The organism is Lonsdalea britannica (genome assembly GCF_002111595.1).
In the GTDB taxonomy this organism is placed as follows: domain Bacteria; phylum Pseudomonadota; class Gammaproteobacteria; order Enterobacterales; family Enterobacteriaceae; genus Lonsdalea; species Lonsdalea britannica.
Genome location: NZ_LUTN01000011.1, coordinates 63,247 through 84,488 on the forward strand (window position 1 = coordinate 63,247; position 21,242 = coordinate 84,488).

A 21,242-nucleotide genomic window follows, 5' to 3' on the forward strand; every position below is an offset into this window, starting at 1 on the left:
AAGTGGCGCCCCAATAAAAATAAGCCAAACCATCTAATTAATTTTCTTCACTTAATTAAAATCAGTGTTATTTTCCATTATTTAACATGTTAAAAACACACCTTACGAATGCATTCATTTATTTACCCTTTTCCCGTTCAATTTTCACATTATTTATTCTTTTTTCAAACCAATATATTGATATAACTACATAATATGACATTTAACTTTTCTTTAAAGTCGTTACGGTTTTATTGCCAATCCGGAGAAAAATAGCAGAAGAGAAATAGTTGTAGCGGTAATAGCGATTTCATTAATGGCCAATTAGCGTAGCCTATAAGTAATAAGGAATCGTAACTTATGCGAAAACATGACTCGGCGCCCTCATTGGGGCCTTCGGCATTTGCTGCAAAACCGCAGGGGAAAGACCCTGAGAATTATGTATGTCGCGCGCCGCTGCCGGAAGGTCGGGAATCCGTTTACTGGATGAATCTGGAAGCCATTACCGCCGTCGACAAGGATTCGATTCAAAACAAAAGCGTGCTTCAGTTAGCCGTGTTGTCACGTATCAAAATGCTTGTCCGCCCCGGCGGCGCTGCGTTTAAATCATCAAGTCGATTCGCTGACGATCACGAATCCCACGCCCTATTTCGTCACGCTGGTCAGTTTCACGATGGGTGCGAAAAAACTGCCTAACACCATGGTGTCCCCGAAAGGAACCACGGCGGTTGAACTGCCGAGCGGCAGCAACGGCGAAGTCGCCTTCCAGACCATTAACGACTACGGCGCCGTCACCCCTAAAGCGACCGCCACCCTTCAGTAATTCCTGATTCGAGACGTTTAACCAGGATTATTTTATCAGGAAACGGCTCGGCGTCGCCCTGCTGATGACTGCGATCTGCAGCCTCTGCGAGACGGCGAACAGCAGCGACAGTACGCTGCCGGCATTGAACAGCGCCAGCAGTGCAACGAACCTGAGCATTGCCATTCTGGATAAGGACCGCAATCGCATCCCGCTTGGCCAAAACAGTGAGCTGTATGCGCTCACCAGTAATACCAACGTATTTTACGGTCAATATGTGGCGACAGGCGGCGTCACGCCAGGATCAGCTAACGGCGACGCCACGTATACTCTTAACTACCCGTAGCATTATCGCTTGAAACCGTTGCGCCGGGCGCTACCCGTCTCAGCGGTTCTGACAGGGAAAAACTTTTTAGGCGTCCGTGCGACATGGTGAGGGTGCCTTCCTCCTGCAGCTTCTTAATCACGCGCAGGATCGTACTTTTCGATAGGGAAGTTCGTTGACTGATAAAAGAAAGCACGGTGAAACGTTTTCTCACGTCAGGAGGCAAACGTTCCAACGACGACAACATCTTTGTGACGATAGAAACGGAATCACCACCGCTATCAACGCAATAATTAAGCAGCGAATGAAAATGGTAATTCACGATATTAAGGACATCATCGAATCGTTGATAGGCCGTCACCACTCGCAACGCGGTATCAAAAGATAAACAGTAGATTTTGCCATAATCGATCCTTTCAATATAAACCTCGTTCGCGCCATAAATTGCGTTAGACCAACCGACAATACAAGGTGCCAAAAGTACACAAAGCACTCGGTTGTCTTTGGCGCTTTTCATAAGAAACTCACCCTCCTCGATAAAATAAATCAGTCGAGTCTCTGCAACATGGAAATGATATCTTCTTTTCCCTTTCACCACTTCGGTGGGCTGGGCAAGTTGCCTGTGGGGAGAAAGTATTTTTGTCAGACGAGATATGGATTGCAGCAGACTAATCATTCAAATAACCTTTTAAATAAAAAACAAAAAACACCTCTACCGCCCGCATGTAGCGGTCGACGGCAAGATATTTAACTTTTTACATCTGTGGAAAAAACAACCAGGAAAATAAGCATTTTCTTAATGAGTTTAAAGCTCAGAATTTTCCCTCAGCGACTACCGCTTCTGTATTATCTTTATGGTCAGTCACACATAATGCGTAAACTCATCAATGCTTTTCACCGGCCTTATTTTGGGCCTAACCTAAGTGAAATCGAAAATCAACGATATTTAACTCACCTCAACAAACGAATATCTCCTCTAAAAAATAATATAAAAAAAACTTATAGTGATGACATGGAAATACACATGAATAACGCCAACAACCAAAGAGTTTAGATATAAATTAACGGGTAAATATAACTTAAAAGGGAAAAAACCATCATCAAAAGATTCAAATGGAACCCTATGTTAAATTATTGTTCATTCTCTTTGTCACCGCGCATGCTCTGTGTTAATTGTTTGCTTTGCAATCAACACGAGAGGATCTCCTGCGGAAAAAGCGATATTGCCGCGAGAAAAATTATAAAAATATCGCATTGAAATAAATATCCAGAATAATATATCGCCTTCTTTGGGTATATCGCGCCAATCACTCAACTCCATCGCCTTTGTATAGTTTCAATTGATACCTTTTGTTTCTACTTGCGAAAATAGCAATATGCCAGCAATCAGCTCTGACGTATTCTCGCCACTCTGGCTTCATTGCCATTTCTTTACGTTGAGAGAGATGATAAAGCCTTATTCCCCTATTCAGAAAAAACAAAACTCAACTATCATACAGTGTAAAAAGTCACTCTAAGAGGAAAAATAATTATTTAAACTGAAAAACGGCCTATCATGATATAATTTCAAGAGTGGTTAAAAGAATTTAATCCCTCGTTATTTTTTAGGCGGAAAGATACCGATACAGCAAAGCTAACAGAAATCATCAACACATAAAGCAATAACCGCCTTACTCAAAAAAAGACAAAACTGTAAACAATAAAATATTCACTTACAGTGATTTAACTGTTCCCGAAAATGCTAAATTTATGTTTGCGCAAAATATAACGCTGCGACAAAATAGAGAAAATCACCTCCTCCCGAGAAGATGCTCACCAATAACTCCCCCCCTCCCAGTGTTAATCAATACTCTAAAATAACACCACCCAAGCGCTCCCCTAAAAATAATAGATACCGTAATAGGATAACCTCATTAATTTATCAACTATAGAACGGTATCTATTTAGGGTTCCACCTTCTCGAAAACAGGTCCGTGCATTATTTTCTCATTAAAGATGACTGCGTGATTCACCAAGCGCTTAGCATCGCTAAATAGATGTTGGGGGTCTCCACGTGTTTAAAAATACGGTGTTCGACACAAGATACATGGAAAGATAATGGTCTTGAGACTGAGCAGGCAGGGAAAGAGGATGTTCGGGAAATTCAACGCCTGCGAGTGCAGGAGCAGAGAGGAACTTGATGATAGGGCCTGATGATAAACTGTTAGCGACGGCAGAGTGCACGATAATGGCTGTCAACGCTGTTGCTCATCGCGTTGCAGCCTCCGCCCCGCAGATGAGCAAGCACGACAGCGAACGATATAAATCGGCTATCTCACCGCACCTCACTGGCGATTAGAAGGATACCCGATTGATGTTCATCGTCTTATCGCATATCGGCCCCCTTTTACTCTTGCTGCAGGCAAAAAAACGCCGGCAAAAAAAACGCTGCCGGCGGCCGACAACTGGCGGCTCGAGTCATGCCCTGCGACATAGGGCTGCCGCGACCGACATCACCAATGCAATCATCCGCTCAGACAGGTACGGATGACATTCTGACGAGCCTAACTATGTTTAATAAACACCATATTTGAAAAAACGATGTTTGAACAAACTATGTCTTAAAAAGACTGTGTTTAAACACCCATTTCAAAACAAGGTTTAATAATAATCACTCGATAAAAACGTCCAATGCGAGACTATCTACTCCAGAATTCAGGGGGAGCTGGAGGATTCATCACTCATTTCGCGAATTTATTATTGCTCACGGAGTTAACTACCACTTGATGACAGAACCATGACTAGCGCGGCTCATTACGTCGGGAACATCATAGAATAAATAAAAAGAAAAGTGATAGTTAAATTTTCAATTCCTATATAAAACCTTAGCCTGACGAATTTAGCCGCATCCCATAACTTCAGAAACAACAGCATAAAAAACAATAACTATCATGAAGTTAAAAATAATCATCATTTTAAAAGGCGCCCATTCATTTATAAATGTAGTCCGCTAATATATAAAACATAAGTTTTAACCGAGATTTGTTAATGACCCAATAATTTATTCCCTCTAACATCATTATTATTACTGAGTAGCGACAGAGACTGAATTGAAAAGCAGATAAAGACTAAATACGCACTTTGTTTATCCTTTGTTTAAATACCATCTTATAACCACAAATAAAGAGTAAAATATCAACAAAAACGCATCGCAAATAAAAAAGAATAACTCAGCAGCGGCTTTATTCATTCGCATGGCATCAGTCTTAAATAAGCTCGACAAAGTCGATTCATCACTGACTCACACGGTAAACGCTTACTGAAGCCCCGCGTGGAGACACCGCAACACCGTCTCTGCGTTCATCGTCACCGCCCTAATTTTTTCCCTTGGTTATCAACCGCGAATGCGGTAGGTGAAACGGCAATCTCAATGGCACCCTGCTAAATTGTGTCTAAACTTTACTGTCGAAAAGACACCATTTTTATCGAAGAGAGGACTTTTTGACTCAGATGTTGAAGTTGTTGAATGCGCTGGTGCCGCAGGTCGCGGATCTCTCGCGGGAGATGCCGTGTGAAGTCCGTTATCAACGTTTGCTTGATTCGCTGAATCTCCTGATCCCGGCGGACGCAACCGCGCTGCTGCAGCTGAAAGGCGAAGAATTAACGCCCGTAGCCATCAAAGGTCTTCATGCCGAGGCGCTAAAACGGCGCTTCATTTTGGACGATTATCCACGCTTCGCCGCCATACTGGCTACCGCCAACGTGATGCGCTTCCCGCCGGATAGCGAGGTGCCAGACCCCTTCGAAAATCTGTTCGAAAGTGAAGGAAGTCGCGCAGGCGAAAATGACGCTATCGGCTGCGTCCTCCGTCTGGATCATCATCTCTGGGGGTTGCTGACGCTGCATGCATTTGATGGACACACATTCTCCGCCGACGCGCTCAAAACGTTGGAGATATTCGGCGGCATCGCCGCCGCGACCGTCTCGGCCAGCACCCACGTCGACCAGCTCAAGTCCACGCTGGAAAGCGAGAATCTGCGCGCCGAGGCCTTCCGCCTGACGGCAGTACACGGCCACGACGAACTGACTGGCAGCAGCGAACCGTATCAGTTACTGATGGATGATATTGAACTGGTTGCGTCCAGCGACATGACGGTACTGATTACCGGTGAAACCGGGGTAGGTAAGGATTTGGTCGCTCGTCGGCTGCACGCGCGGTCGCGACGTGCCAATGCCCCTCTCATCGTCATTAACTGCGCCGCCCTGCCCGACCATCTGGTGGAAAGCGTCCTCTTCGGCCACGTGCGCGGCGCATTTTCGGGAGCCACGACAGACCGTTACGGCAAATTCCAGCTCGCCAACGGCGGGACCTTGTTTCTTGATGAAATCGGCGAACTGTCACCGGAGACTCAGGCCAAACTGCTCCGTGTATTGCAAGACGGGCAATTGCAGCGCGTCGGCTCGTCTAACCCGCATCATGTCGATATCCGGCTGATTGCCGCCACCAATCGCAATCTGTTCGCTGAAGTTCAGTCCGGGGAGTTTCGCGCCGATCTGTATCACCGACTGTGCGCGTTCCCAATTCACGTTCCGGCGCTACGGGAACGTCAGCAGGACATCCAGCTTCTGGCGGGCGCATTCCTCGAACAAAACCGTAACCGGATGGGGCTGAAAGGTCTACGCCTGTCGCCCACCGCGCAAACAGCGCTCTCGAGCTATCAGTGGCCCGGTAATGTGCGCGAGCTGGAACAGGCCATCAGCCGCGCAACGCTACGCGCCACGGGCAGACTGGCGTCGTATCCGGCCAAACGCGCCTCGTTTGTCACGATTAGCGAGCGCGATTTGGGGTTGGATACAAATGAAAAGCTACAGCATGACGTTGCGGCCAATGAGCCTCAACAATTCGGCCTGCGCGAAGCGCCGCAGCAGGATCTGCGTACGGCGGTTAACGAATTTCAAAAACAGCTCATCGAGCGGACGCTTCAACACCATCAGGGCGATATTTCGTCGGCGGCCCACGAACTGGGTCTCGACCCCACCAACTTGACGCAGCTGGCGCATCGGTTAGGCGTTATGAGTCAGCCTGAAAAGTCCGTTCTAACCCGTCATTCCAACCGCTAATCCTCGACTCAGCCGCCCCGTTTATTCTGGGCGGCCTCCTCAATCTCACAGGGTGTTTAGCGAACCTCCGGCAGCGCGTACGCAATAATGTAATCCCCCAGTTTGGTGCCGAACGAGCCGTGTCCCCCTGCGGCAATCAACACATATTGCTTGCCGTTGACGGCATAGGTCATCGGCGTCGCTTGCCCTCCGGCAGGCAGGCGCGCCTGCCAAAGCGGCTCACCGTTGGTGATATTAAACGCGCGCAGATAGTTGTCCGCCGTCGCGGCGATAAACAGCACATTGCCCGCGGTGGAGATCGGCGCGCCTAGCATCGGCATTCCGACTTCGAACGGCAAGGGCAGCGGCGAACTATCGCGCACGGTCCCGATCCGTTTTTTCCAGACGATGACATTGGTTTTCAAATCAATGGCGGAGATATAGCCCCATGACGGCTGTTTACACGGGATACCAAGCGGCGACAGAAACGCCTTCAGCGTCACGCCGTAAGGAACCCCGTACTGCGGCTGTACGCCGGACTCCGTCCCCGAGCCCCCTTTACCCGCCGTGTTCGGCTCGATCGGGTTTTGAGTACCTCGCGGGATTAGCCGCGAGACAAACGGCAATGCCATCGGGTTGGCTATCGCAATCTGGCGATCCGTGTCGACGGAAATACCGCCCCACTCAAACATGCCGAGATTGCCGGGGAACACCAGCGTGCCTTGCTCAGACGGCGGCGTAAACGGCCCTTCATAACGGAGCTGGTGGAACATGACGCGGCAGACCAGCTGATCAAACATCGTCGCCCCCCACATATCCTTACCGGCCAGATTTTCTCGGGGACGGTAGCTCAGCTGCGAGAACGGCTGCGTCAGCGAAACGCGATCGCCCTTCGCCGCGCCCTGCGGCACCGGCGTTTCCGGCGCGGGTACGACCGCTTTGCCGTCTCGGCGATCCAGTACAAAGACATTGCCGGTTTTCGCGGGCACATAAACCACCGGCACCGTCTTGCCGTCCTGATTCGTGATGTCCGCGAGCGTTGGCTGCGCGGGCACGTCCATATCCCAGAGATCGTGATGCACGGTCTGATAAAACCAGACCAGCTTGCCGGTGGTCGCATTCAGGGCCAATAAGCCGCTGGCGAAACGTTCCATTTCCGGCGTGCGATAGCCGCCCCAGATATCCGGCGTGGCGACACCGGTAGGCAGATACACGATATCCAGCTTGGCGTCGTAGGCGGCTGGCGCCCACGAGTTGGGGGAGTTCGGGGTATAGAACTGCTTGCCGTCGGGGATCTTGTTAGGATTTTTGCTGCCGGTATCGAACGCCCACAACAGTTTGCCGGTGTTGACGTCAAAGCCGCGAATGACGCCAGACGGTTCACGCGTCGAGCCGTTATCGGTGACCGCGCCTGCGATAACGATGACCTTGTCGGTGACCACAGGCGGCGACGTTGGCTCATACGCGCCCGCCAGCGGGTACGGCATGTTGGTTTGCAGATTCAGCTTGCCGCGTTCGGCAAAATCCGGGCACGGCTGGCCGCTCTGCGCGTCCAACGCGTACAGAGAACCATCGTTGACCGGCAAGAACACGCGGCGCGCACACAGGGCTGGCGGTGTATTCTGAGACCCGGACTGCGCCGTCGTCGGCGTTTCGTGGTACGACACCCCACGGCAGGTCACGTGCTGAAAGGTCGGGTTAGTCTTGAGATGCGGATCAAACCGCCACTTTTCCTTCCCCGTCGCCGCATCGAGCGCAAACAACTTCTGGTGAGGCGTACAGAGATAGAGCGTATCGCGGATTTTGATGGGCGTGACTTCGTTAGTGATTTCTATCGGATCGTTCGGTCCTTTCAGATCGCCGGTGCGAAAGCGCCAGACTTCCTTGAGGCCGCCGACGTTTTTGTCATTAATCTGGCTCAGCGGAGAGTAACGCGTGCCAGCCTGAGTCCGGCCATAAGCGGGCCAGTCGGCGTCCGGGATCGTGCTCCCGAACTGCGGCGAGGCGGTGGTTCCCGCCGCACGCAGCGTCCCGTTAATCTCCTGGGGATCGTTAAACATCGCGTAGCCTAAAACCCCGACGGTTACCGCCAGCGACAGGATCTGCGCAACCCACGGCAGCTTGGTGCGGAACGCCAGTTGGTTGTAGATAAACGGCAGCACCAGCCAGAGCCCAAAGAAAAAGACAACGTCCAGCCGCGGCGTCAGTGCCCAGAAATCCGTCCCGACTTCCCACACACCCCACAGCGTCGTCCCCAGCAAAAAAAGCGCATACAACAGCACCCCGGCCGCCCGACGACGATACAGCAACCCCGCCGTCGCCAGCATGATCGCCCCGGCGATGAGGTAGTACCAGGAGCCGTTAAGGCGAACCAGCCAGATACCGCCGATCAACAGATACAGGCCGCTCAGTACGGCGAACAGCACAGTAAGGAGGAGTAGGACACGAGCGGTCCCCGTGCTTTTTTGCATAGTCTTGCCTCTGTCAATGTATTGCCCCGGTTAAATCGACGCGTTGCTCGCGCTGAACGGAGAACGGGCAGCGAACGGACGTCCGACATCACCTTTACAGGTTAGCGTCGTCATGCCTCTGTTTTATGGTGTCACCGCGTAGCTCATCGGCCCGGCGACGGGAGGAGTTATTCCGCCCGGCCTGCCCATGCTTATCCCGTCACTTAAAGATAGGTCATCCCTCACGATATGGGCGAGCCAGCCCCGTTTTTCAGCACGTTATGCGGTTGCAGATGGCCACGGAGATGGCAATGCAGGAGGAATCGTTAACGGCAGATTCAAGACGCACATTGTGATGTTCTCGACGCACTGGCGCGAGACAACGCGTGATAACGTGACACAGGGATGACCGTTCGAGATAAAAACTCTGGTCGGGGAAACCCAGGTGGCATCAGATTGCCAAACCCCAATCAGGCGCAGATGCTGGCAAGAGGGAATACGGGCAAGGAGATCGAAAAGACAGCGGCATCGCGTTGAAACGCGCAAACGCGGCGCCGCTGTAGAGATGACGACCCGTCAGACACCGGCCGTCAGGGGGAGATTACTCTTTGACCGTATCTTCAAGGAAGAAGCGGCCCAGCGGGTTCTGATAGAAGCCCTTGATATTTTTACGGCTGACGTTGCGGTACGGGCTGTAGTACAGATCGATCCAGTTCACGTCGGCTTTCGCCATTTTCTGCAGGTCGATGTACATCTGCTCACGTTTTTTAGGATCCACTTCCAAACGTGCTGCCGCGACCAACGCTTTCACTTTCTCGTTATGGTAGCGCGTCATGTAGTTCATGTTCGCGTCGTGACCCAGCACGAACGTGGTTTTCTGATCCGGGTCGAGCACATCGTTGGTCCAGTACATAACGGAAATATCATAGTCGCCGGAGACCAGCATGCCCCAGCTCTGGCTCGGGTCGACTTTTTGCAGCGTGACGGTCACGCCCGCTTTGGCCAGCTGCTGCTGCAACAGAATGGCGATTTGTTCGTCCACTTCATCGCCCGCATTCACGACATAGTTCAGCTTCAGATTAGAAGCGCCTGCGTCCGCCAGCATTTTCTTGGCTTTTTCCACGTCGTAAGGACGTTTCAAATTGTTGGCGTAGTGGTACACCGCGCCGGCCGGAATGTAGGAGTTCGCAACCTGACCGTAGCCGAAGGTGACGGTTTTCACGATGGCATCTTTGTCGATCGCATAGTCCAGCGCCTGACGCACTTCAACCTTCGACAACAGGCCGTGTTCGTGGTTGATCAGCAGGTGATCTTCACGCGTTGACGGGTCCAGATGGATGGACAGGTTCGGATCTTTTTGCAGAGAGACGATGCGTGAGAACGGCACGTTGATCGCCGCATCCAGTTCACCCGCCTGCACTTTCAGCATACGCGTGTTGTCGTCCGGGATGGTCTGCCACTCGACGCCATCCAGAGAAACCTTGTCCGCACGCCAATAATGCGGGTTTTTGACCAGCACAACGCGGTCGCCGCGCAGCCACTCTTTGACGCTGAACGCGCCGGAGCCGACCGGTTTTTCCGCAAACGCTTCTTCACCCATCGCTTTCATCGCCTTTTCAGAGATGATGGAGGCATTCGGCAGGGCCAGCTGAGACAGGAACGGAACGGACGGCGCTTTCAGGGTGATGACCAAGGTACGCGCATCCGGCGCTTCCACTTTATCCATCACCATGAACGGGTCGCGCCACAGTGAATTTTCATCGTCGCGCAGGCGCAGCAGGCTAAAGGCCGCGTCGTTGGCGGTGACCGGCGTACCGTCGGAGAACACCGTGTTACGGATCTTCAGCGTATAGACTTTGCCGTCCGGAGAAATGGTCCAGCTTTCCGCCAGCGCAGGCTCCAGCTTGGTGCCGGTCTTGTCCACCCAAATCAGGCGGTCAAGCACATTGGAGAACACCCAGTTGTCTTCGTTTTGCGTCGTTCTAATCGGGTCGAAACTGGTGCTGTCTTCGCGTCGTCCAATCGTCAGCACACCGGCCGCTTGCGCCATTTCACTTGCCACGCAGGCCGCCAGCAAAAGCCCGGCGGCTGCAACCTTTAAGTATTTACGCTTCATCAAACATTCCCTCATTTAACGGATTAATGGCTTGTTCGCCCTTGTCGTCCAACACGCAGGCGAAGGTATGACCGACAATGTGTCGGGTCTCTGGCGGCGCGCCATGTTGGCAGCGCGACAACGCATAGGGGCAACGCGGGTGAAACGCGCAGCCGTCCGGCAAGGCCAGCGGGCTGGGCGGTTCGCCCGAAAGAGGATGGGCGGGCAGCGGCCGGTCGGGATCGATTTCCGGAATGGCCGCTATGAGCGCCGCGGTATAAGGATGGCGCGGCTGGGTAAACACCGCTTCAACCGGGCCAGATTCCACGATACGCCCTAGATACATCACGGCGACGCGGTCGCACAGGCGTCGCACTATCGCCAAATCGTGGGCGATGAACAAAATGGCGAGTCCCATTTTGTCCCGCAGATCCATCAGCAGATTGATGATCTGTCCTTGAATGGACACATCCAACGCCGCCACGCACTCATCGGCGACGATCAGCCGCGGCTCCAATGCCAGCGCCCGGGCAATACCGGCGCGCTGGCACTGTCCGCCGCTCAGCGCATCGGGCCGACGCAGGCCGTGCTCAGGGGTCAAGCCCACCAGAATCAGCAGCTCCCTCACCCGCTCCCGGATCGCGGATTTCGGCACTTTGTGATGCACGCGCAGCACCTCGGCGATGCTGTCGCCGATGGTCTGACGCGGATTCAGCGAAGAGAACGGGTCTTGAAAGATCATCGCCGTCTGCTGACGCAGCTGAGCGATTTCCTGCTGGCTTCCCGGCGTGATCGGCACTCCGTCGAAATACACCCGGCCGCCGACGGTCGGCTCCAGCTGAAGCAACGCGCGGCCCAGAGTACTTTTACCGCTGCCGGACTCCCCGACCAGACCGAGCACTTCCCCGGCGTGAATGTGCAGACTGACGCCATTGACGGCGTGCAGGCTTCGTTTGTTGAAGAGGAAGCCGCCGACCGGAAAACTGACCTGCAGATTGTCCGCCGCCAGCAACGGCGCCGTAGATTGGACCGGACTCACTATAGACTCTCCTCGTGATTCAGCATGGCGAACGGATGGTGACAGGCCGCAGCGTGCGCGAGATTGCGCATTTCACCGTACATATCGGGCCGTACCGCCTTGCAAATCTCCGTGGCGTAACGACAACGGGGATGGAATCGGCAGCCGCCGGGAAAATGTTCCGCCACCGGCGGCTGACCTTTAATGGTCGCCATCTGTCCGGTGCCGCCGGCGCTGACCGGTTGGCAGTCAATCAGTCCCTGCGTGTAAGGATGCAGGGCATCGCCCAGCACCTCGCGTTTTCCGCCCAGCTCACACAGACGCCCGGCATACATCACCGCGATACGGTCACAGGTCTGCGCCACGACGCCAAGATCGTGCGTGATCAGGATAATCGCCACGCCGAGGCGGTCGCGCAGATCGCTCAGCAACCGCAGAATTTGCATCTGCACAGTGACGTCCAACGCCGTCGTCGGTTCATCGGCAATCAGGATTTTAGGCTCGGACGCCAGCGCCACGGCGATCATCGCCCGCTGACGCATCCCACCGGAGAATTCATGAGGATAGTTGTGTATCCGTCGTTCGGGATCGGGAATGCCCACCTGCCGCAATAGCTCCACCGCATGGGCTTTCGCCTCGCGGCGGCTGGCGCCGAAGTGCAGACGTCGACTTTCGGCAATCTGTGCGCCGACGGTCATCACCGGATTCAGGTGGCTGGTCGGGTTCTGGAAGATCATACCGATCTCCCGGCCGCGCACGGCGGAAAGCGCGCGTTCCGGCAGCGCGAGGATATCGCGCCCGTTGAGATTGATGCTGCCGGAAACCACGCGTAGCGCTTCTCCGGGAAGCAGCCGCATCATCGCGCGGCAGGTTACGGTCTTACCGGAACCGCTCTCGCCGACCAGTCCGAGGATCTCGCCCTCACGCAGCTCAAGCGAGACATCATCGACCAGCGCAATACCTTGCCGGTTCACGACCGTCAGCTGTGATAACGCCAGTAACGTCATGGTCGTTCTCCCAATAGGTCGCCCAGTCCGTCCGCCAGCAGGCTAAAGCCCATCGCCAGCAGCACTATCGCCAATCCGGGGAACGTGGTGATCCACCAGGCGGTGGTAATAAAACTTTGCCCTTCGGCCACCATCACGCCCCACTCTGCTGTAGGCGGCTGTACGCCTAATCCCAAATAACTGATGGCGGCGCCGTTAAGCAGTACCAGCACGCAGTCGGACATGGCGAACACCACCGAGCCGGTTAGCGCGTTGGGCAGCAGATGGACGAAGAGAATGCGAGGATGGCTGAATCCGAGGCTGCGTACCGCCAACATAAAATCCCGGTGTTTCAACGACAGTACCTGTGCTCGCACCAGACGGGCGTAAGTGACCCAGCCCACCATCGCCATCGCGATATAAAAGCTGGCTAATCCTGGTCCCAGGACCGCGATAATCGACAGCATCAGCACCAAAAACGGAAACGCCAGGATGATGTCGATACAGCGCATCAGCAGCGTATCCACGATGCCGCCGACGTAGCCGGACAGCGCGCCAATCGAGGTGCCGATCATAAAGGGAAAGATGACCCCCAGCAGGCAGATCTGCAGGTCGACGCGTGCGCCCCAGATGACGCGGGAGAAAATGTCGCGGCCGAAGTTGTCGGTGCCGAACAGATGGTTGAGTCCCGGCGGCATCAAGCTGGCGGTGGAATCCTGCGCAATCGGATCGAACGGGGCGATCCACGGCGCGAACACGGCCAACAGCGTCCATAGCCCAACAATCGTCAGGCCGCCGCTCAACGCAAGGCGGCGAGGAAATGCCAGCCACGGCAGCCGCCGTACAACAGGTGTCTGACTCATAGCTTGATCCTCGGGTCCAGCGCCACCGTGAGCAGGTCGGCAACTAGGTTAACCGTCACGGTTCCCAGCGCAAAAACCAGCACGACGCCCTGCACCACCATATAGTCCCGGCTGAAAATCGCTTTGATTAACAGTTGCCCCATCCCGGGGATGGCAAAAACGCTTTCAATAACCACGGTGCTGCCAATTAGCCAGCCGATATTGACCGCCAGCAGATTAATGGTCGGCACCAGCGAGTTCGGCAAAATATGCCGCCAGAAAATGCGCGACTCCGGTTGTCCGCGCGCGCGCGCGGCCGTCACATAGTCGCTTTTCATTTCCATCAGCAGGCTGGCGCGCAAATTGCGGGTCAGCACCGCAGACAGCGCCAGCGCCACCGTCAGACACGGCAACACCATGTGATGCAGGCGATCCAGCAAATCACGGCCATAGCCGGACACCGGGAACCACCCCAGCTCAATGCTGAACAACAAAATCATCATGATGCCGAGCCAAAAAGCGGGGAACCCCAGTCCGGCGGTTGAGAACAGACGAATCACCTGATCGGCGAGTTTACCGCGCCGCCGCGCCGCCCAGGACGCCAACGGGATGGTCAGCAGTAGCGCTAAAACCACGCTGCCTGCAATCAGCCAAATCGTTGGTTCAACACGCGAACCGATGACTTTCAGGGTATCCACTTTATAAACGATGGATTTACCCAGTTCGCCGTGAAATAGATTACGAAGAAAATAGAAATACTGTAACCACACCGGCTGATCGAGTCCGTACTGTTCACGTACCCGCGCCAGCGCGCCTGGGGTGGCCCGCACGCCGAGAAGAATTCGGGCCGGGTCGCCAGGGATCGCGCGCACCATGGCAAAGGTGATAATGCTGATGCCAAAGAGCACCGGCAACAGTTGGAGTGGCCGAAATAATATAAACCGATAACGATGCATACTAATTCCCTGTGTTTATGCTGGCGTATCTATTAATGGCACCATTTAGTTAGGTACGGTTTGGCACAAACGGGTTGAGCCAGAAATTAAGCATCGCGACGCGTGACCGGAATAATCAAAACCGGCCGCCATAAACGCGATTTGCTAGGGAACATACCAGGTCGTTTTTATTGAATAACGACTCACCAGAATGAAGGTCTGGTCGGTAAAAGGCATCATTTTTCGAACAAACGTGTATTCCTATTCGAAAAATGGCCATTTACTTCAATAGTATGCCTTTTCTGTCTTTATATTTCATTCAACATAAGGACTACTAATGAAATAAAAACACAATAAATCACAAAAGGCCCTGACAGGCGGGAATCTACCCAATCATACCGGTCGTGAATAGTTAGCAAAAATGCTAGTTTTGCCTTAGCAAAAATGCTAGGTTACGCTTGGTTATTGACCGGGTTGAGGCCGAACATGCGCTCTGGCATCTGTACCGACCATCGTCCTCTTTTTAACGGGCTACATTTTCCGGAGGGTAATCATGGATAAGACTACTCAGCTTACCTCGTTGACACGTTCAGCCACTTCACTGGACGAAGCTTTTGATCACATGTTCGCGCAAACGTTACACCTGGGATTCGACCGGGTGATTTATGACTACGCTCCGGTTCCCCGGACAATGGAAGGGAAACTGATCAACCCTTCTCTGTTGCGTGTTAATAACGTGCCGGAAGACATGCCACTGCAGTGGTTCGAAAATGGTTTTTTTCAGATGGATGTTGTTCAACATCATGCTCTGGAAACCTGCGCGCCATTTGTGTGGTCATATCAACGCCCTGAACGGACGCCGCTTCGCTCACGCATTGGCGAAGAGCATCAGTGCGTTACGCATTACATGCAGGAAAATGGGATGCCCTGCGGCGCGACGGTCCCCCTGCACCTGCCTCGCGGAGGCTTCGCCACCGTAACGGCTATTCTTAACAGCTCGCACGAAGAACAGGATATCAGCAGTACATTATCAGATCTGACGTTTATTGCTCATCGTTTCCAGGAATCGGCGTTCCCCCTGTTCAGCGAAGATCTCATGACCTGCCAATACGTCCATCTGACCAAACGCGAGCGTGAGTGTCTGACATGGTCTGCGGAAGGTCTGACGGCGAAAGAGATCGCCCGTAAACTGAACCGTTCCGTCGCAACCGTCACGCTGCATTTGAACAACGCCACCAAAAAGCTGGGGGCGAATAATCGTGTGCAGGCTGTCGTTCGCGCCATGTACTACCACCTCCTCGATAGCTAAAACTATCTATTTTACTAGCTTTCCGCTTTCGCTGACGCGCCTTACTCTTAAGCCAGACTTAACAGACATAAGAGTGACCGTCATTTATGAACACTGTCAGCGAAGGCTTTGCCCCTTTTCTCCAGTATCAAACCTGGTATCGAATCAGCGGTGATTTACATAATGGTATGACACCGTTGGTCGTTGTCCACGGCGGTCCCGGCTGCACCCACGATTACGTTGATTCATTTAAAGATATCGCCAACACAGGTCGTCCTGTGGTTCATTACGATCAGTTAGGTAATGGCCGTTCGACGCACCTACGGGAAAAACCGGCCGATTTCTGGCAAATCTCGTTGTTTCTTGATGAGCTGGATAACCTGTTAAAACATCTTAACATTCAGGACGACTATGCACTGCTCGGTCAGTCCTGGGGCGGCATTTTGATTTCAGAACATGCCGTAAGATGTCCAACCGGTTTGAAAGCTATCGTTATCGCCAACTCTCCGGCGTCGATTCCGTCATGGCTGCAGGCCGCGGCGAAGCTGCGCGCCGAATTGCCAGAAGCGGTTCAAGCGACTTTGCTTGAGCACGAAGAGGCAGGGACGGTGGATAGCGAAGCCTATCGCGAAGCATCACAGGTGTTCTATCAGCGTCACGTCTGCCGTCTGGACCCGTGGCCCGCTGAGGTGAAACGCACCTTTGATTATATCGATGAAGACCCCACGGTTTATCACGCAATGAATGGACCGACAGAGTTCCATGTCATCGGCAGCATGAAAAACTGGAGCATCATCGATCGCGTCAAAGCCATCAACGTCCCTACCCTTTTGATTTCAGGACGTTACGACGAGGCTTCACCAGAAACGATCCAACCTTTTGCAGACGGTATTGCTGATGTTGAGTGGGTTATTTTTGAACACTCCAGCCATATGCCGCATGTCGAAGAGCGCGAAGAATGCATGAAAACCGTCGGTGATTTTCTGCAAAGAAAGATTCGATAACATAAGAAGAAAGACCAATACCAGGGAAAGCGACATTTTAGTCGCGATTGTAAAACGCGCCGGCTAAAAACGGCCGGCGCGTTTCTTTTTTAGAGCGCTATTAAAGCGCCGGGCTTTACCACTCAGCCCAGAGGTAACCGCCTGTTGCCTAAGCTCGTCAGTTAGGACAAGAGACTGGTTCCTCATTCGTTCCTCGCAAGACCGCCAGGGAATGGCGCGGCCTTGTTTATATTTTCATTCCTCTATTTCCAATCACACGCCCGGTTTATTTTTACCCTGCGACTGTCGCTAAGACGGCAGGGTATTCGCGCATCTTGCCAACGCCCAAGAACCCACCTGGATTCCCTTTGCCCGACCGACTCGCCGGCAGGGCCGCCCCGGCGCGGCACGAGATATCCACGTCGATTCGGCATTCAGTCGGGCGTTACATTAGGTCGCTGACCCTGAAACGGTCTGGCGGCTTTGGTGGCGATACCGAAACGCGACGGCAAAAACGCACCCCAGCACCAGCGTATAACCTGAAAATGTCAGCCAAATCGCCTGCCAATCCTTGACGCCGGCCGTCGTGAACAGATCCACTACCCCTCCGCTGGCCAGCGCCCCAAGATAAGCGCCCAGTCCATTCACCATACTCATGAACATGCCCTGCGCGCTGGCTCTGAAACGAGAGTCGACCTCCGTATCCACAAAGATCGCGCCGGAGATATTGAAAAAGTCGAACGCGCAGCCGTAAATAATCATCGAGAGCACCAGCAGCAAGAACCCCATGCCAAGCGGGTCGCCGTAGGCGAAAAACAGAAAGCGCAGCGTCCAGGCGAACATGCTAATGAGCATGACGCGTTTGATGCCGTAGCGGCGCAGAAAAAACGGAATGGTGAGAATGAAAAACACTTCCGAAATCTGCGAGAGCGATAACAGCACTGACGGATAAGTCGCCGCCAGACTCGACTGATAGAGCGGATTACGCGCGAAGTCGTGGAGAAACGGGTTGCTGAAGGTATTGGAAACCTGCAATGCGGCGCCCAATAACATGGCGAAAATGAAGAACACCGCCATACGCGGCGTTTTGAACAGGGACAAGGCCCCCAGCCCCAGCGCGTTGAACAGACGGGTGCTACCGCCTTCGCGATACAGCGAGCATCGCGGCAATGTCAGGGAGTACAACGCCAACAGTAGCGAGGCGCTTGAAGCCAGATAAAGCTGATTATTGCTCAGTTCAATCTGCCCAAAGCTGACCGTCCACATCGCCAGAATGAACCCGACCGTGCCGTAGACGCGGGCAGAAGGAAAATCCTTCACCCGGTCCAGCCCGTGCTGTTCCAACGCGAAATACGCGATACTGTTGGACAGCGACATGCTGGGCATATAGGCGACGGCATTCAGCAGCATGACCCAGAACATCATCATGGGGTCCGTCGCCTGCGCCGCGAGGTAAAGCGCGATCGCGCCTAGTAAATGGCACAGTCCATAAAGGCGATTAGCCCGGATCCAACGGTCGGCGATAATCCCCGCCAAACCGGGGACGACCAATGAGGCCAGCCCTTTAGCGCTATAGGCCATTCCGACCTGCACGCCGGTAAAGTGCAGCGTGTTGATCATGTAAGAGCCCAATGTGACCAACCAACAACCCCAAATAAAGTACTGCAAAAAGAACATCGTCTTTAGACGCAGCGAGATTGAAAATACGTTCGACATGATGACTTTTCCTATTTCCCTGTCAGCGTTCGCGTTGATTACCCGACAAGATGATGAGGTGACCCGCCCTATCGTCAGACTACACGTGTCTATCAATGCGGGCGCTGCGCCGGCCTCAGGCGGCGCGCGTTTTGAAAAATTCGCGGATCAGCCGCATGAAATCTCCGGAAGCCAGCGCCGCACACCGTAACGTCTGCTCGTGCGACAGCACCGTATCGGACATCCCCTCGGCATAGTTTGTCATTGCGGACACCGCGAGAACTTTTAGTCCGCAGTGGCGCGCGGCCAATACCTCGGGCACGACCGACATCCCCACCACGTCGCATCCCACCAGCTTCATCATGCGAATTTCCGCCGGAGTTTCGAAATTGGGGCCGGTGTACCCGGCAAACACGCCCTCGGCAAGATCGATACCCAGATGGGTGGCCACCTTGTGCAGATCGCCTCGCAGCTCGCTGTCATAGGCATTGGCGAGGCTAAAGAAACGCGGTCCGAAACGCTCGTCATTCTCTCCGACCAACGGCGATTCCGGCATAAAGTTGATATGGTCGGTCAGCGCCACTAGCCGACCGGGGGCGACCGACTGACGCAGCGATCCCGCCGCGCTGGTCACCAGTAGAAACTCGCAGCCCAATAGCCGAAACGTCCGCACTGCGGTCGTCATCACCGTCATTCCCCGGCCTTCGTAGTAATGACCTCGGCCCTTCATGCACAGCGCCGGGACGCCTTCCAGATAGCCCGCCACCAGCTTGCCCGCATGGCCTTCCACGCGGCTGACCGGAAATCCCGGCAGTTCGGCATAGTCGAATTCGGTGATGTCGGTCATGGAGTCGGCCAGTTCGCCGAGCCCGGAGCCAAGGATCAGCGCCGCTTCCGGCTGAAAATCAGGGAGTTTTTGACGAATAAGGGTCGCGCAGGTGATGGCATCTTCGGGGTTGAACATAGCAGTTCCTTGTCTGGGAAAGGCCGCGGGATCGGGCCTGATGTCGAAAACCCAATCGCGCCCGTCCCTATAGGCAGGCCGTTTGGCTTAACGACGAAAAGAGATTTTCATATTAAGAGCTTTTTCTACGGACACTAATAGCAAAAGCTTATTAATATACGGAGAGACGGTTTACCAACTTTCGCACAGGACTGGCGGGCGACAGCGCGCCACCCTATGAGGTTCCACCGTCTGCCAACGACGTTTCCCGCCTCGTCGGGATGCGCGTTGGACGCTCACGGCGATACTCGCCGCGGCGTGAAGTTCCCCCCACACAACGCATTTATCGTGATAAGGATGACACAACATGCAGTCCCCCAGCACTTCATTGGACGAAGCTACCGCTGGCAATCACGCCAGTCTCGATCTTACCGCCCGGATTAACCGGCTGCCTTCCACCGCCGGGCTTTGGCGTTTTATCGCCTTGCTCTCGCTCGGGGGATTTTTCGAGCTGTACGATCTCTTTCAGACGGCGTACATCAGCAGCGGACTGGTCGCCGAGCATATTTTTCATGTAGGCAAAGAGGGCCTGTTCCATATCACCGATCAGCCAGCTTCGCGTCGGCGACGTTTTTGGGCCTGTTCGTCGGCGCCAGCCTCCTGGCGCCGTGGGCCGACAGGCTGGGCCGCAAAATGACCTTCATGTACGCGCTGGCCTGGTACGGCGCGCTGTCTTTCGTGATGGCGATGCAGAGCACCGCAGAAGGCGTCATTCTGTGCCGCTTTCTGGTCGGTATCGGGCTGGGCATAGAACTGGTGACCATCGACGCCTATCTCAGCGAATGGATGCCGACGTCTCTGCGTAGCAAGGCCTTTGCCTTTGCCTTCTTCATTCAATTTCTTTCGGTGCCGACGGTGGCGCTGATGTCCTGGTGGCTGGTGCCTCACACCTTTTTCGGGATCGGCGGCTGGCGCTGGGTAGTCATCGCGGGCGCGGCCTGTTCAGTATTGATCTGGGTGCTGCGCAAAAATCTACCCGAGTCCGCCCGTTGGCTGGCGCAGCAAGGCCGTCATGACGAGGCCCATCAGGTGTTGTGCGATATGGAGCGACGGTGCGGCATGACTGCGCAGAGCCAGTATATGCCTACGGAGAATGCGTCGCAGGAAGCCGCACCACGCGCTAGATTCCGCGATATCTGGGCTCCGGAATATCGCCAGCGTACGCTGATGTTGGTCGCCATGAATTTCTTCCAATCCATTGGGTTCTTTGGTTTTGGCAACTGGCTGCCGTCGCTGCTGTCCGGACAGGGCGCAGGGATCACCCAGAGCTTGTTCTACGCTTTTTTCATCACGCTGGCGTATCCAATCGGCTGCCTGTTGTGCAGCCTGTATGTCGGCCGCTTCGAGCATAAGTGGCAGATCGTCGGCTCGTGTCTGATGACCGTGGTCTTCGGTCTGCTGTTCACCCAGCAGACGCACCCGCTGCTGCTCATCGCCTGCGGCTTCCTCGTCACCTACTCCAATGCCTGGCTGACGATTGGCTATCACGCTTATCAGGCCGAGATTTTCCCGACGCGCATTCGCGCCCGGGCGGTCGGTTTTTGCTACTCGTTCAGCCGCCTGTCCACCGCCTTCACCAGCATCCTGATCGGCCTGTTATTGCAGCATGTGGGAAGCGTCAGCGTCGTGATCTTCATCGTATTCAGTATGTTGATGGTGATGCTGTCGGTGGGAGTCTGGGGACCGAAAACGCGCGGCATTAATCTGGATAACATCTAAAAAATATTGGCGGGCGTCCTCGGTTGAGGCGCCCGCCTTTGCA

At 54.0% G+C, this 21,242-nt stretch carries 15 protein-coding genes and 1 pseudogene; 7 read left to right on the forward strand and 9 right to left on the reverse strand.

Annotated elements, in window-relative coordinates; translation table 11 throughout:
* Window positions 1-339 precede the first annotated feature (339 nt).
* From AU509_RS19080 to AU509_RS10760, 3 genes are all read left to right on the forward strand, one after another.
* A complete protein-coding gene (locus AU509_RS19080; RefSeq protein WP_100053519.1) occupies window positions 340-675 on the forward strand; it encodes a fimbria/pilus periplasmic chaperone in 336 nt (111 codons plus the stop codon).
* Entirely contained in the window at window positions 557-802 is a 246-nt protein-coding gene (locus tag AU509_RS18160; protein WP_162896355.1) for a fimbrial biogenesis chaperone, read from the forward strand. The genes AU509_RS19080 and AU509_RS18160 overlap by 119 nt, the downstream gene beginning before the upstream one ends.
* 64 nt (window positions 803-866) lie before the next feature.
* Window positions 867-1,127, forward strand: a complete 261-nt coding sequence (locus tag AU509_RS10760) for a fimbrial protein (protein WP_085651943.1) — start codon at window positions 867-869, stop codon at window positions 1,125-1,127.
* Here the strand turns inward: AU509_RS10760 and AU509_RS10765 are convergent.
* Window positions 1,114-1,782: a helix-turn-helix domain-containing protein gene (locus AU509_RS10765; RefSeq protein WP_085651944.1), complete on the reverse strand. Its 669-nt coding sequence runs from the start codon at window positions 1,780-1,782 to the stop codon at window positions 1,114-1,116. The genes AU509_RS10760 and AU509_RS10765 overlap by 14 nt on opposite strands.
* A gap of 2,813 nt (window positions 1,783-4,595) precedes the next feature.
* Here AU509_RS10765 and norR point away from each other — a divergent pair.
* Window positions 4,596-6,206, forward strand: a complete 1,611-nt coding sequence (gene norR / locus AU509_RS10770) for a nitric oxide reductase transcriptional regulator NorR (protein WP_085651945.1) — start codon at window positions 4,596-4,598, stop codon at window positions 6,204-6,206.
* A 56-nt stretch (window positions 6,207-6,262) separates the two neighbouring features.
* Here norR and AU509_RS10775 read toward each other — a convergent pair whose 3' ends face one another.
* The 6 genes from AU509_RS10775 to AU509_RS10800 all read right to left on the reverse strand — a co-directional run bounded on the left by AU509_RS10775 (window position 6,263) and on the right by AU509_RS10800 (window position 14,532).
* The gene (locus tag AU509_RS10775) at window positions 6,263-8,656 is read right to left on the reverse strand and encodes a glucose/quinate/shikimate family membrane-bound PQQ-dependent dehydrogenase (protein WP_094118315.1); all 2,394 of its coding nucleotides are present in this window, start codon (window positions 8,654-8,656) and stop codon (window positions 6,263-6,265) included.
* 580 nt (window positions 8,657-9,236) lie between these two features.
* Window positions 9,237-10,751: an ABC transporter substrate-binding protein gene (locus AU509_RS10780; RefSeq protein WP_085651947.1), complete on the reverse strand. Its 1,515-nt coding sequence runs from the start codon at window positions 10,749-10,751 to the stop codon at window positions 9,237-9,239.
* On the reverse strand, window positions 10,741-11,769 hold the full coding sequence (locus tag AU509_RS10785; RefSeq protein ID WP_085651948.1) for an ABC transporter ATP-binding protein: 1,029 nt from the start codon (window positions 11,767-11,769) through the stop codon (window positions 10,741-10,743). Before AU509_RS10785 ends, AU509_RS10780 begins: the two co-directional genes overlap by 11 nt.
* Window positions 11,769-12,755, reverse strand: coding sequence for an ABC transporter ATP-binding protein (locus AU509_RS10790; RefSeq protein WP_085651949.1), 987 nt, complete (start codon window positions 12,753-12,755; stop codon window positions 11,769-11,771). Before AU509_RS10790 ends, AU509_RS10785 begins: the two co-directional genes overlap by 1 nt.
* A complete protein-coding gene (locus AU509_RS10795) occupies window positions 12,752-13,597 on the reverse strand; it encodes an ABC transporter permease (RefSeq protein ID WP_085651950.1) in 846 nt (281 codons plus the stop codon). Before AU509_RS10795 ends, AU509_RS10790 begins: the two co-directional genes overlap by 4 nt.
* On the reverse strand, window positions 13,594-14,532 hold the full coding sequence (locus AU509_RS10800; RefSeq protein WP_085651951.1) for an ABC transporter permease: 939 nt from the start codon (window positions 14,530-14,532) through the stop codon (window positions 13,594-13,596). Before AU509_RS10800 ends, AU509_RS10795 begins: the two co-directional genes overlap by 4 nt.
* Before the next feature lie 532 nt (window positions 14,533-15,064).
* On the opposite strand from AU509_RS10800, the gene AU509_RS10805 reads away from it, so the two are divergent.
* Complete coding sequence (locus tag AU509_RS10805) at window positions 15,065-15,820, forward strand: LuxR family transcriptional regulator (RefSeq protein WP_085651952.1); 756 nt, start codon at window positions 15,065-15,067, stop codon at window positions 15,818-15,820.
* An 86-nt stretch (window positions 15,821-15,906) separates the two neighbouring features.
* On the forward strand, window positions 15,907-16,803 hold the full coding sequence (locus tag AU509_RS10810; RefSeq protein ID WP_085651953.1) for a proline iminopeptidase-family hydrolase: 897 nt from the start codon (window positions 15,907-15,909) through the stop codon (window positions 16,801-16,803).
* Window positions 16,804-17,232: 429 nt separating this feature from the next.
* Here the strand turns inward: AU509_RS10810 and AU509_RS10815 are convergent, their stop codons facing one another.
* Window positions 17,233-18,498: a nucleoside permease gene (locus AU509_RS10815; RefSeq protein ID WP_085651954.1), complete on the reverse strand. Its 1,266-nt coding sequence runs from the start codon at window positions 18,496-18,498 to the stop codon at window positions 17,233-17,235.
* A gap of 115 nt (window positions 18,499-18,613) precedes the next feature.
* On the reverse strand, window positions 18,614-19,441 hold the full coding sequence (gene xapA / locus AU509_RS10820; RefSeq protein ID WP_085651955.1) for a xanthosine phosphorylase: 828 nt from the start codon (window positions 19,439-19,441) through the stop codon (window positions 18,614-18,616).
* A gap of 346 nt (window positions 19,442-19,787) precedes the next feature.
* Here xapA and AU509_RS10825 point away from each other — a divergent pair.
* Window positions 19,788-21,199, forward strand: a pseudogene (locus tag AU509_RS10825) (MFS transporter).
* Window positions 21,200-21,242: the final 43 nt, after the last annotated feature.

Bases quoted from the DNA above. Each gene is read 5' to 3' on its own strand.
- AU509_RS10790 (WP_085651949.1), bottom strand. From the start codon at position 12,755: ATGACGTTACTGGCGTTATCACAGCTGACGGTCGTGAACCGGCAAGGT.
- AU509_RS10800 (WP_085651951.1), bottom strand. From the start codon at position 14,532: ATGCATCGTTATCGGTTTATATTATTTCGGCCACTCCAACTGTTGCCG.
- AU509_RS10795 (WP_085651950.1), bottom strand. From the start codon at position 13,597: ATGAGTCAGACACCTGTTGTACGGCGGCTGCCGTGGCTGGCATTTCCT.
- AU509_RS10765 (WP_085651944.1), bottom strand. From the start codon at position 1,782: ATGATTAGTCTGCTGCAATCCATATCTCGTCTGACAAAAATACTTTCT.
- AU509_RS10805 (WP_085651952.1), top strand. From the start codon at position 15,065: ATGGATAAGACTACTCAGCTTACCTCGTTGACACGTTCAGCCACTTCA.
- norR (WP_085651945.1), top strand. From the start codon at position 4,596: ATGTTGAAGTTGTTGAATGCGCTGGTGCCGCAGGTCGCGGATCTCTCG.
- AU509_RS10815 (WP_085651954.1), bottom strand. From the start codon at position 18,498: ATGTCGAACGTATTTTCAATCTCGCTGCGTCTAAAGACGATGTTCTTT.
- AU509_RS19080 (WP_100053519.1), top strand. From the start codon at position 340: ATGCGAAAACATGACTCGGCGCCCTCATTGGGGCCTTCGGCATTTGCT.
- AU509_RS10810 (WP_085651953.1), top strand. From the start codon at position 15,907: ATGAACACTGTCAGCGAAGGCTTTGCCCCTTTTCTCCAGTATCAAACC.
- AU509_RS10760 (WP_085651943.1), top strand. From the start codon at position 867: ATGACTGCGATCTGCAGCCTCTGCGAGACGGCGAACAGCAGCGACAGT.
- xapA (WP_085651955.1), bottom strand. From the start codon at position 19,441: ATGTTCAACCCCGAAGATGCCATCACCTGCGCGACCCTTATTCGTCAA.
- AU509_RS10775 (WP_094118315.1), bottom strand. From the start codon at position 8,656: ATGCAAAAAAGCACGGGGACCGCTCGTGTCCTACTCCTCCTTACTGTG.
- AU509_RS10780 (WP_085651947.1), bottom strand. From the start codon at position 10,751: ATGAAGCGTAAATACTTAAAGGTTGCAGCCGCCGGGCTTTTGCTGGCG.